This window comes from Synechococcus sp. R8-2 (assembly GCF_047461715.1).
Lineage (GTDB): Bacteria > Cyanobacteriota > Cyanobacteriia > Thermostichales > Thermostichaceae > Thermostichus.
Genome location: NZ_JANSHQ010000065.1, coordinates 1 through 11,100, shown reverse-complemented (window position 1 = coordinate 11,100; position 11,100 = coordinate 1). Strand labels below are relative to the sequence as shown.

General features: G+C 59.7%; 11 protein-coding genes. 1 reads left to right on the top strand and 10 read right to left on the bottom strand.

What is annotated here, in order from left to right; translation table 11 throughout:
• The 10 genes from NW819_RS01680 to cas10 form a co-directional block, all read right to left on the bottom strand.
• Positions 1-547 (bottom strand): hypothetical protein (locus NW819_RS01680; RefSeq protein WP_414412702.1); only part of this gene is annotated, 547 nt, incomplete at its 3' end.
• Positions 548-557: 10 nt separating this feature from the next.
• A complete protein-coding gene (locus tag NW819_RS01675; protein ID WP_414412701.1) occupies positions 558-1,544 on the bottom strand; it encodes an RAMP superfamily CRISPR-associated protein in 987 nt (328 codons plus the stop codon).
• Positions 1,545-1,639: 95 nt separating this feature from the next.
• Positions 1,640-2,092 (bottom strand): hypothetical protein, encoded by a 453-nt coding sequence (locus tag NW819_RS01670; RefSeq protein WP_011432237.1) that lies wholly within the window; start codon positions 2,090-2,092, stop codon positions 1,640-1,642.
• Positions 2,089-3,063: an RAMP superfamily CRISPR-associated protein gene (locus NW819_RS01665; protein WP_414412700.1), complete on the bottom strand. Its 975-nt coding sequence runs from the start codon at positions 3,061-3,063 to the stop codon at positions 2,089-2,091. The genes NW819_RS01670 and NW819_RS01665 overlap by 4 nt, the downstream gene beginning before the upstream one ends.
• A 166-nt stretch (positions 3,064-3,229) precedes the next feature.
• A complete protein-coding gene (csx7, locus tag NW819_RS01660) occupies positions 3,230-4,081 on the bottom strand; it encodes a CRISPR-associated RAMP protein Csx7 (RefSeq protein WP_011432239.1) in 852 nt (283 codons plus the stop codon).
• A 19-nt stretch (positions 4,082-4,100) separates the two neighbouring features.
• Positions 4,101-4,637, bottom strand: a complete 537-nt coding sequence (locus NW819_RS01655; RefSeq protein WP_148202689.1) for a hypothetical protein — start codon at positions 4,635-4,637, stop codon at positions 4,101-4,103.
• 114 nt (positions 4,638-4,751) lie between these two features.
• Positions 4,752-5,192, bottom strand: a complete 441-nt coding sequence (locus NW819_RS01650; protein ID WP_414344023.1) for a hypothetical protein — start codon at positions 5,190-5,192, stop codon at positions 4,752-4,754.
• Entirely contained in the window at positions 5,189-6,421 is a 1,233-nt protein-coding gene (gene csx10, locus NW819_RS01645; RefSeq protein WP_414412699.1) for a CRISPR-associated RAMP protein Csx10, read from the bottom strand. Before csx10 ends, NW819_RS01650 begins: the two co-directional genes overlap by 4 nt.
• The gene (locus tag NW819_RS01640; RefSeq protein WP_414412698.1) at positions 6,421-7,143 is read right to left on the bottom strand and encodes an RAMP superfamily CRISPR-associated protein; all 723 of its coding nucleotides are present in this window, start codon (positions 7,141-7,143) and stop codon (positions 6,421-6,423) included. Before NW819_RS01640 ends, csx10 begins: the two co-directional genes overlap by 1 nt.
• Positions 7,143-9,458 carry a type III-B CRISPR-associated protein Cas10/Cmr2 gene (gene cas10 / locus NW819_RS01635; protein ID WP_414329364.1) on the bottom strand — a complete coding sequence of 772 codons (2,316 nt, stop codon included), beginning with the start codon at positions 9,456-9,458 and terminating at the stop codon, positions 7,143-7,145. The genes NW819_RS01640 and cas10 overlap by 1 nt, the downstream gene beginning before the upstream one ends.
• A gap of 415 nt (positions 9,459-9,873) precedes the next feature.
• Between cas10 and cas6 the strand changes: the two genes are divergently transcribed.
• Positions 9,874-11,055 carry a CRISPR-associated endoribonuclease Cas6 gene (gene cas6 / locus NW819_RS01630; protein WP_011432245.1) on the top strand — a complete coding sequence of 394 codons (1,182 nt, stop codon included), beginning with the start codon at positions 9,874-9,876 and terminating at the stop codon, positions 11,053-11,055.
• Positions 11,056-11,100: the final 45 nt, after the last annotated feature.

The window sequence follows — 11,100 nt, the reverse complement described above, 5'->3', positions numbered from 1 at the left end:
TGATGGTGGCCTTCAGTTTTTGCCCGATCTGGCAATGGGTTTTGCGGGCTTGAGGTTGAGCTGGGTCTTGTTGGTGTTGATTGTTTTGCTGTTGTCTGTCGTCCTGGGATTTGTTTCCCGCCCCTTGGGGAACGGAGTCCTTGCGACCGGAGTTGTCGTTGGGTTGGGATCCCTGAGGTGGTGAAATCTCGCCAATGGGGATCCCTCCATCCTTGTAGTAGCAAGCCAGCCGGGCTGCCCAGCCCAGGATCTGCAGCATCTCTGCCGGCCTGTCCTGCAGAGGTTGCAAGTACCTTTTGCAGGTTTCGTCAATAAGCTGATAGTATCTTCTGGTTTGTTGGGTACGGCATAGGCCAGTTTCCCGCACCAGCTCGCCGGTGAATCGGAAAAAGCGGGATCCCGCGTCGGGGTGGTGGGCGACCGAGCGCAGATAGGCGACGCATTTGCTCAACTCGCTGACATCCACCCTTTCCTTGGCCAAGGTCAGGGCGATGCCGTGGGCGAGATCCCAAGATTGGGGGCTGAGATCGACAGTGTCTGACAGCATGGGGGAACCCTCAGTACACTCCGGTGGGCGGCTCGCGCAGAGCAGTGGGACTCAGGATGGCGGCCAATCGCTTGAGTTGTTCGGGCAAGATGTAGCCCTGGGCAGCTTGAATTTGCTCTTGCACAAAGGCTTGGAGGCGTCCTCCTTCCAGGGTATCGGCTTCTGGGGGATCGTAGCGGCTGTAGCGATCTTTTAGGTTGCCGGGCCGCTCGATCTTGTCGAGGGTGACCTGCAGGGATCCCAGGCCCACGGGCTTACCGCCCCCCACCTTCAGCAGCATGGGATGGTTGGGATCCTGCCCCAAAACCGTGAGCAAGGTGCCCAGCTCGGCAGGGGTGAGGTTTTTGAAGTGGATTTGGGTTTTGAAAACTGTGTTTTGTATCGCTTGCTGGGTGGGCGTTCCCCTTGAACTGTCCTGCAACGCGTTTCTGTGGGTGTAGTAGAACTTGCGCCCGATGACTCTGCCGTTTTCCTTCTGAAAATAAGCTTTGCACTGATCCGGGCGTGGACGGTACAGGGGGGGCAGGGATCCGCCGCCGGATCCGGCACTGGTGGCAATGGCATCCCTGAACTCCACCAATCCCTGCCAGTTCAGGGCACCGAAAACGCGGCTGGCCGGACAAAGCTGCTGCTTGTTGCGGCAGGGGTGCCGCTCCGGGGGGATCTGATTTTTGTACCGGCTCGTCATCACCGCAAGGGTGCTGTTGGTGATCGCCTCGTACATGGCCCGGATGGCCCCCTTGAGGGAGCTGCCCTGGATTTTAAGCCTTCCGTTGGGAGTGGTGGTCATGGTTTTGAGCACCGGGATCCCTTTCACCCCGACATCGCTGCCCAAGGCCAAGTGGCCGGTGGAGATGTGGACGGCAGTCTGCACCGTTAGGGTGAGGAAGAGGGTGCCGTGCAACCTATCGGGATGGAACTGGGCGTGGCCGGCGGGCCGCTCCAGCGTGGGGCGCTGGGTGGGAAACGGGATCAGCTCGTAGGGTTTGGGAAACACGGTTGGTTTGCCTCCAACTCGACTGCTGTTGCCGGCAGACGATCTTGCAGATGCGGCCTGGTTGGGCAATGGGCGAGGGCCTTGGGGGGTCATGGTCACCTCGGAATCAGGGCAATAAAGTGAACGCGGGCAGTTCGCTCATCTCGGAAGTAGCGCTGGCCCACCTTGAGATCTTGGGGATGGCTGAGGGGCTTGGGAAAGCGGGTTTCTCGATTTTGGGATCCGTACAGGTCGGCTGCGTGATCCTCCCACCGCCACTCTCCCGGCAGAGGGATAAAGGAGTCCGGGGGAGCTTGGATCCCCAGATACAGCAGATCCCAGCCGTGGGGGGTGCTTTTCCAGCGCAGTTCCCCTTGTTGGGAGAAAACTTGCCCCTCTGGACAGACGGGATCCGCCGGGATCCCCACCTGAATGCCGCTGACTCGATGGGGCCAGCGCAGAAAGGAGTAGGTTTTTTCAGAAGTGGAAAAACAAGCCGAGAGCACTTGGGAAAGCGAGGACTCTGCCCCATCTTGAATCTTGAGGGAGGCGACGTAGGCTGGTTTCATACGGCTTTGGCCTCCGCTTGCAGGAGTTTGGCCCAACTGTTTACGGCGGTGGCGAGCAGATGTTCCACCTTGGCCTCAGACGTCTGATCCCAGGTCAGCCGCGCCCCAAATCCCAAAGGCATCGGCTCCGCTCCCACCGGCACCGCTTGGCAATCGGGTTTGGGGAAGCCGTATTTGCCTGCCTCTTCGGGGGTTAAAAATTCGCCCGCCCCCAACAGGGATCCCTGTGGCCAGGTCAGGGGGGATCCCAGCAGTCGAATCTGCCTGTTTGCCTCATCCACCAGGCAGCCCGGATAGTCCACCACCGCCCACTCGTACTCAACCCGAACGGTGCCCATGCCGCGGGACTTGGCAAAGCCGATGCCAAACCAGCCTTCATCCAGATCCCGCAACGCCAGTCCCAGCAGACCCAGTTGGGCCAGGGTAAAGTTTTTCAGGTGGATCTTGGTTTGAAAGGATCCCTCTACGCACACTTGATACCTGAACGGCCCCACCGCCACTGAGCCGAAGACGCGGTCGATGGCCACCCCATTACGTTCCTCCAGGCGCAGAGGGGTTCCCGGCTTGGGATAGGCATCTTCGATGCGGACCCGGCTGGCGATGGCTGTGTTGCCGAACATCTGATCCGTAAAGGAAGAAAGGGCGTAAACCTGGTGGGGCTCTTCAATTTTTTCCAGCCATTGATTGGCCTTTTGGTCGAGGGGATCGCTGGCCCAGAGTTTGAAGCCTCCCCCCTCAGGACGTCTGTCGCTGCCCACCGTTCGGACGATGCGCTCCGCATGGGCGCGAATTGCCCCTTTGAGGGAGCTGCCGGGAAAATAGACCGTTCGCCCGCCGCCGTGATAGGTTTCGACGAACTCCATATCCGGCTTCGTCGGGTCAGCCCCTTCTTTGCCCGCCTTGATGAGAACAGGGCCATCGGGCTTGAGGGCGAGGCAGAGGGTGCAATGGTTAACGTAGCGTTTGTGCATAGCCTGGGATCCTTCACACCAGAACAGGAGCTTTTGGTTGAGGGGCTTGGGGCGGCAAGCAGTCTGTCCAGTTTGTCAACCGATAGGGGTGGAAAACGCTGACCGTATCGCCAACCGTTGTAGAGTCCATGAAGACCATCGGGATCCCTCCTGACATGAAATAGGGCTAGCGGCGGGGGCCGACCGATTGCCGTTGAGAGGCCGTTGTTAATTTGGCAACCAGGGCTTCCACCCAGTCTTGGCGCAAAGCGGCAGCCTGCTCCGGGCTGAGCGGCTGTCGGGATCCGGCCACCAGCTCTTGAAGGTAGGCCAGCAGCCGTCTTGGATCCCCTTCCGAGTCGAACCAATAGATTGCCGAGATCTGCAGGCGGACAACCCCCAAGCCACGGGAGCGCCCCCCTCCCAGGGGGATCTGTTCCGTTTCCAATTGGTGCAGGCCAATGGCCAAGAGGCCCAGTTCCCATTCCTCGGCATTTTCGACGACGGCATGAAACCGGAAGGGGGTGCTGGCAGGCACCACTTGCAAGTCGTACAGCTTGCCATCTGCCGCCGTTTCCGTATCCCGATCGATGGCCACGCCATCCCGCTCTTGGTACTGGCCAAACCAGGCTTCCGGCACCACGGGCAAATCTCGGATCTGCACCTTGCCGGCCAACCAAGGGGATCCAAACACCTGCGAGACCCAGTCGGTGGCCTCAATGAGCTTTTGAGTCAGAGCCGCATCGTCCCCTTTGTAGTCATTTTTAATTTGGTTGATGATCTGAAATTGCTCGCTGCTGGTCAATTCGCCGGGATCCCTGGCCAGCTCTGGGTTGATGCCCCGCAAGAAACTTTCCAGGCGAGAGCGCATCGCCCCCTTCAAACTGGAGCCGGGAATGAGCGGACGGCCCAGCGCATCCTTGAGAACCGGCAAATCCGAGCCGATGGGTTCGGTGGAGCGGCCCACCCCGATGTGCAGAGCGGTCACGGTGGTGAGGGTGCCGGTGATTTCCAAGCGGTTTTTGAAAACGTCGAACATTGTTCCCTCAAATGGCTGCTCAAGTTAAGGCTTGTACTGCAGAGGTTTGCCATTCCCGAAGCGAGACGGAGCCCTTAATAAAACTCAAGAGGATCCCTAGGATCTGAGCAATTTCTGAGATAAAGTACTCCCTGTCATCGATAAAGAGTTGGTCACCCTCGAGTTTTGCAAATCGCCAGTTGGTTCCTGAGGTTACTGCTCCATAGACACTGTCTACTTGAGAATTGGAGTTCTTGTTAAAGACCTGTGCCCCCACCATACCGGCAACGCACTGGCCCAGACCCCCGATCAAGTCTTCTTTTTTGGCCTCAACGATAATCACCACCGGATCTTGAATGTAGAGTTGGAGAGGGGATAGGCAAATGATGTAGTCGCATAGGCCCACCAGCCCCCTCTCGGGATCCACGTTGAATTCCTTGCCGGAAAACAGCGAGATTTGATCCCGACATAGGTACTTCACCTCTCCCAGCACAGGGGCGATGATAAACTCGGAGCGGGCCTTTTCGCTGTTGACCGAGGTGGCCAAGCCGAGATAGCGATCTAGGGTTATTTTCAAGTAATCGGAGCACTCAGTCGGTGGAACCTCCGCAAGCAGGCCATGGATGATTCTTGACCTGAGCTGAAAGGTCGAAATGGCTCTCTCAAGGGTAAAACTGCTGTAGGTCACGGTCTAGGATCCTCCTCCCTCTCGCTTGTACTTGAGGTAGCGGGCCCCATAGCCCAGGTAGCGCCGAATCAAGTCAATTTTGATCTCGTTGACTTTGGGGGATGCTCTTTCAATTCCGGCTTCCCTGGCGATGGCTATAGCCCTTTGATGAATCCAGTTGTCGATGTCTTTGATGATGGCTTCTGCCAAAGAGTCTTTGCCCCGCCCCCACTTGTCATCGCGCCCCACCTGGTAGCGCAAAAAGTTCTTGATCACCTCTGAGCTTTCGGTGGAAGCTGCCACGTGCAATAGGTTGCGATATTGGGCCTCTTCCAATCTGTTGAGACCTCTGAAGTTATCCAAGGCGGCTTGAATTCTGGCGACCAGATCATCTTCGGCCAGCCGGATTTGCCGTTGGATCTTGAGCTCTTGTTCCGATGTGATCTCGCTGGTGGCGAAGGTCATAGCGGGTTCTCCCAGAAATGATGATGGAACGGACTGCAAACTTCGATTTGGCCGAATCCTTCAGCAGTGCGTTCGCCAATCCCCCAGTATTCCATCTCCGCCAAAATCGGGATCCAACGCTCCAGTTGCGTGGTGCTCAGCAGAAAGACGCTGCCCTGCGTGGTTACCAATTCTACATCTTTGAACAGACCCCAGGCAGCGTTCCAGCCGGAGACATAGGCGTAGCTGCTGAAGGCCAGCTCCAAAGCCAGGGATCCATCTTCGCAGTTGGCCTCTTCCTGGAGCATCTGGGGGGTGAGCACGGTGGTGCGTTGCCAGCGCTCTTTGAGAATGGCCCCCGACTGCAGCCCAATGGAGAAATACTGCCGCTCCGGCAGAAGGGGCTGCCAGGGATCCCCGAACACCTGCCATTGTTGCCAGCGCTGCCGCAGCTTTTGGTTGAAGGCTTCCACCCGCTGGGCCAGGGAAGGCCGGGGAGCAGCCAGACGCCGAGCCGTGACGTTGACCCGGCCCAATCCCCGCGACACCCCTCCTCCCAAGCGCAGCAGGTGGGCGTGGGCGTTGAGGTAGCGGGTGAGGGTCTCGGCCAGCTTGGGATCCCGCAGGTAGATGTAGCCGCTGAAAAGGGAGCGCTCCAGATGCCCATTGGGGCGGGCTTTGCCCTCGTTCATCACCTCTAGGCTGTAGAGGATTTGGTCGGCAGCAGTGGCGCGGCGACGGTTGATCCCCACCCGCGTGAGCAGGCGTTTGGACACAGCAGCTCGTTCGTAGCGGGGCCCCAGGTCAGACTCCTGCTGGCTGTAGAACCCCCCGAAGGGCTCCACTCTTCCCCCGGAACCGTCCGGCTCTGTGGGATCGAACGGGATCCCCAGCCGCTGTGAGCAGAAGCGATCCAGGAGCGTGTCGAACACCCCCGTTTTGCCCGCCTCTGAGCGGAAGCCGGGATTGTTTTTCGAGCTGAAGGCCGTGGCCGGCAAGACCTTGCTGCCGGATCCCGGATAGGCGTGGGTAAACACAGCAGGCCGAGCTGCCGTAAACAGGGCGGCCAAATCTCCTTCCAGCGCCTCGGCAGGGCGATGTTGGGTTTGGCTGAGCATGAGGTCGGCCAGAGCACCGCGAATCACGCTGCCGGGAATGTAATCCTGGGCCTCGCTGATGGAGCCGCCCGGCTTTTGCCGACCGATGGCCAAGGGAGACTGAGCCGTTAGGGTGAGTTGAATGGCTTCCATCAGCTCCCTCCCTGGGCCAAGAAAGCCCAATCGGCTGCGGTGGGCTGGAGAGCCTGCAGGGATCCAGGATCCCAGTGCAGCCAGCCCAAACCTGCGGATTTGCTGCCCCCCAGCGCGATCAGGTGGTGCAGGGCCGCCAACAGGAGAGTTTTGCCCCAGGAAGGGCAATCGGGCAAAAGCTGCAGGGATCCGGAAAAAGTCAGCTCAGCCGCGGGAGAGGTCTCAATGAGGTAGAGCCGCTGATCCTCGGCGGTGCGGCGGCGGCGGTTGAGGGTGACCCCAGGGCGAAGGGTTGGTTCCAGAGCTGCTGGCGGCACCTCGCAGACGAGATCCTCCACCCACAGGCGGGCAGCCAGGGCCGGATTGCCGAATATCTGGCAGACCAGACAATGGGATCCGGCGTAGCCCTCCACCTGGTATTCGGGGCGGTGGAAATTTCCTGCGCTGCCCTCCCGCTGCGGACACATGCGCTCTGGGTCGGGAGAGCGGCAAATGGCCCAGCCCAGGCCACGGGCCAGTTTCTCGCACTCGTGGCGCAGCCGCCCCTTCAGTTGGGAGCCGGGAATGATCAGCCTGCCAAAGGCATCTTTGAGCAGGGGCTTATCCGCCAGGGAGCCGCTGGAGCCGCCGGCTCCCACCGCCAGGGCAGAGGCGAGGGTGGCCCTCAAAGGGATAGAGGTGATCGTTCGCCCCGCTTGGGGCAGCTCTGCCAGTCTCACCATCACTCCACCTCCGCCAGAACGGGCCGACCCTCGGCCTGGGGCTGTTTTTGCACAAAGGCGTACAAATCCACCAGATCCCGCCAGATGGTTTCATAGGTTGGCGTTGACGAGGATACCTGTGGCTCAACATACATCCAGGGGGGAAGGTGGCCGTCGTTGGTTTTGGCCTTGCACCAGGTGCGCTCAAAAGCCTCCATCAGCGGCTGCCCCTTTTTGCCCAGGCGGCTGCGGAAATAGAGATAGTTGAGGGTGGCGGTGCGTTTGCCTTTTTCCAAGAAGCTGCGAATCTGATAAAGCTGGGAGCGAGGAAAATTGGCCTCCTGCAGGGCTTGTACCGTTCTCAGCAACCCGTGGATTTCCGGGACGGTATAGGGGCCGGCGTAGAGCTTGAGGGTGTGGCTGTTCTGGCGGATCTCCAGAGCTTCCCGACGAAAATCCTGGATGCTGGAGACAACCAGGGCGACCGACTTCAACGAGAGAAAGTCGATGGTGGCCACAGAGCAGTCCTTGTCTTTGGGCTTCAGCTTTTTCGCGTAGCTCTTGGCGGATTTCAACAGTTGTTCGGTGAGCTTTTCGGCGTAGTAAATGGGGGTGTCTTCCGAGGCGATCAGCACCCCCACCGAGGCGGAGAGCCGACAGAGCTTCCGATCTGCCGCCGGGTAGCGGTGAGGCACCTTGCCGGAAGATTGAGCTGCATAGGTTGCCGAGGTGTCCAGCAGGAGCTGCTCAAACTGCTCACAGAAGGTGGCGGCAATTTCCAGGGCTTTGTGGGCAGGCACCACCACCAACACATCGTCTCCGCCGATGGTCAGGATCTCGAAGGGGTGGATCCACTCGCCGTTGCGGTCTCTGCCGGTTTCCGGATCTGGGGATAGGCCGTGCAGCCGATGGGCCTGCAGGTGCTGGGCGAGGGCGTGGTAAACGGCTTTTTCCGTTGCCTCGGAAACATCCCGGCTAAATTGTCGGTAGGCTTCTGGGGTTTGGATCTGCTGCACATAGCCCCCCATGTCGTTGCCATCGGCGTAAAGGTAAGCCACAAAGCCCTGGCTGCCCAGGCTGGCGTTGGCCACTTCCCGTAGAGATTGGGCCTCGCCGATCCCCTGGACAGATCCCTGATGGGGCTGCAAATAGCGCTCCCGGTAGGGCTCGCCGGCGGGAGAGTTGAGAAAGCGGGCAAATCGCGTTACCCAGCTTTCCACAAAGCCGGGATCCCAGGTGGGGAACTTGCGGAACCACCCTTGCTTGCCTGTTTCAATGCGCTTGGCCTGGCGACCCACCAGGGCTTTGCGAGCGGTGGCTTCCGAGAGCCAGGGCTGATCGACCAGGTCGGCTTTGGCGATGGCAGGGCGACGGTCGGTGCTGTCGCGGCGCAGGTAGGGATGGGTTTCAAAAAAGGCGGGATGGGCGCGGCTGGGGCGACCGGGATCCGGATTGCCGTTGCGGCGGTGGTTGAAGCGGGCGGCCAGGTAACCCACCAACTCGTTGAAACTTTTGCGGTCTTGAAATCTGGCTTCGCTGCCATCCCCAAAATAGGCTCTCACCAGGGGATGGGTTTTGTGTTGCGCCAGCCAATCCAGCCAGGGGGTGCGTTCGATGGGATCCCGCAACAGGCCGTAGCGCAGTTCCAGCAGCCGAAAGGCGGATCCCACGGCGCAGGCGTTGGCGGTGAGGGTTTCTTCGGTGTAGCGCCGCTCGATGGCCTCACAGAGATCGTCCACATGGGCCGCCGGGCAAAAGGCCAGGAGATTGCCCCCGGTGGAGTAGATGATGAGCTCCGGGATCAGGGCTTGCGCCAAAGCCGGGTAGTGCTGCTGCAGCCAAGGCCGGATCTGCTCGGCCACATAGGCCCTCAGCTCTGCTTGAGACTCTTTCCCCAAACCTTCCCATCCCAGGTAGGTTTGCTCGGGATCCCCGAAAAAGGCGGGCAGATCCACCAGGTTAATGCGATCCAACAAAGCGGAGGCCCCGCGGATTTCCGACAGCTTGGCCGACTCGAAGACATAGCTCTTGATCTTGGTGGCCCCCCCGTAAACCAAGCCGATGCGGGTTGTCTGCTGCCACAGCTCCGGGTAGCGGGATTGCAGCTCCGCCGGGGTTCTGGGAAAGGTCTTCGCCGCCATGCTCTCCTGAAATTGGCGCACCTGAGCCAAAATGGGCCGTAGCTCTTCTGGGATCCCGGCCTCGTTGTCGGCGCGAACGGCGGCCCGCATCTGCTGCAAGGTCTCCAGGGCAAACTGGGGATCCCGCTGTTCTCCCCACGCCAGGCACCAGGCCAAGGCAACAGGAACGGGAGAGGGAGCAGAAGTAGGGGTCATGAGCAGCACCTGCGAAATGCGAAAAAGGAAGACAAGTCTTGGACAGGGCTTCCATCGGCTGCGACGGACAGATCCCTAAGGGCTGGGGGCAATTGGCCTCGATTTTTAATCCTTCGCGGAAGACCCAAGCCCTTCAAAAAAGGGTTTGCCGGTTGGGTGGGTAACCAATCGAATCAAGCCGAGAGATGCCATTGAGGTTACCGATTGTTTCAGCCATATCCGATAAACGCTCTCGCCTCATGGTTTTCAGTCCTCTAGATTGCTAGCAGTATAGATCGAGTGCGATGGGTTGCAGACGATTTCAAGGCTTTCTTCAGATTGTGAGATTTTTTCTGCCTGTACAACGGGCAATTCGAGAGTAAACCCAATAAGAAGGGATCCCTTCTAAAATTTTCTCAATGGAAAGTTGGGTTTTGTGTTGATTGTTGCTGTGGACTGGGAATGGGCTGTGCCTATGCTGAGTTTCTCAGAGCCATCTGCTGATAGAGAAGCGAACGGCAAGTGGCCGACGGGATCCGAGTTGGTGGGGATCACCTTGGAAGTTCAGGCTCCTCGGTCTTACCTGCTGGATCCCCACTATGCCAAAGGGCTGCACGCCTGGTTCTTGAGCCAGGTGCAAGAGACAGACCCGCAGCTATCGGCCTATTTGCACGATGGAGAATCGGAGAAACCTTTTACCCTCTCCCGGCTGATGGGGCCGTTCCGCGAGCAGGGGGGGCGACCGCTGATCCCGCCTCATCTCCCCTTCCGCTGGTGGATCACCGGCCTCAACCCGCCGGTGGTGGAGTGGCTGCGAGGGTGGTGCCAACGGCTGCCCACCTGGCTGGAATTGCGGGGATCCCCGCTGCAGATCCTGGGATGGCAGATCTCGATCCCCCCGCGCACCTATCGTCAACTGTTGGAGCAGCCTCTTTCCCCCCGCTCCTGGAGCCTTTCCTTCGTCTCGCCCACCAGCTTTCGCCACCGGGGCCACCATCTGCCGCTGCCGATCCCTCGCAACCTGTTCCACAGCTATCTGCGCCGTTGGAACGATTTTTCCGGTCTGCCCATCGAGGCGGAGCCTTTTCTGGATTGGGTGGATGGGGAAGTGATCATCCAGCGGCACCGTCTGGAATCGGTCAAAACCACCGCAGGTCGCCAGGGATCCGTGACGGGATTCATCGGCTGTGTGCAGTTGGCTGTCTCCTCCCGTGCGCCTGAGCTGTTGCAGCAGCAGCTCCAAGCTCTGATCCACCTTGCCCCCTACTGCGGCACCGGCCACAAAACCCCCTTTGGGCTGGGGCAAACCCGCCTGGGTTGGTTGGCCGAAGAGCTACCCGCCTCCCCTGTCCCTTCCCGGGAAGAGCAGGTGGCCCAGCGGATCGAGGAGCTGAGCGCCCTCTTTCTCAGCCAGCGGCAACGACAAGGGGGATCCCGCGCCGAAAAAACTGCCCAACTGTGGGCGACGATCCTGGCCCGCCGCGAAGGTGGAGAGAGCTTACAACAGATCGCCGCTGATTTGGAGATGCCCTACGAGACGGTGAAGACCTATGCCAAGCTGGCCCGCCGCTCTCTCCAGTCTGGATCCCAGGACTACTCGTCGAGCAGTCTTCCCTAGATGACTTGAGGTACTTTGTTGAGCCTGATACATTCACGCTGAACT

What these genes read in the sequence shown, in the direction of transcription:
- NW819_RS01650 (WP_414344023.1), bottom strand. Translation starts at nt 5,192, where the DNA reads ATGACCTTCGCCACCAGCGAGATCACATCGGAACAAGAGCTCAAGATC.
- cas10 (WP_414329364.1), bottom strand. Translation starts at nt 9,458, where the DNA reads ATGACCCCTACTTCTGCTCCCTCTCCCGTTCCTGTTGCCTTGGCCTGG.
- csx7 (WP_011432239.1), bottom strand. Translation starts at nt 4,081, where the DNA reads ATGTTCGACGTTTTCAAAAACCGCTTGGAAATCACCGGCACCCTCACC.
- csx10 (WP_414412699.1), bottom strand. Translation starts at nt 6,421, where the DNA reads ATGGAAGCCATTCAACTCACCCTAACGGCTCAGTCTCCCTTGGCCATC.
- NW819_RS01665 (WP_414412700.1), bottom strand. Translation starts at nt 3,063, where the DNA reads ATGCACAAACGCTACGTTAACCATTGCACCCTCTGCCTCGCCCTCAAG.
- NW819_RS01670 (WP_011432237.1), bottom strand. Translation starts at nt 2,092, where the DNA reads ATGAAACCAGCCTACGTCGCCTCCCTCAAGATTCAAGATGGGGCAGAG.
- NW819_RS01640 (WP_414412698.1), bottom strand. Translation starts at nt 7,143, where the DNA reads ATGGTGAGACTGGCAGAGCTGCCCCAAGCGGGGCGAACGATCACCTCT.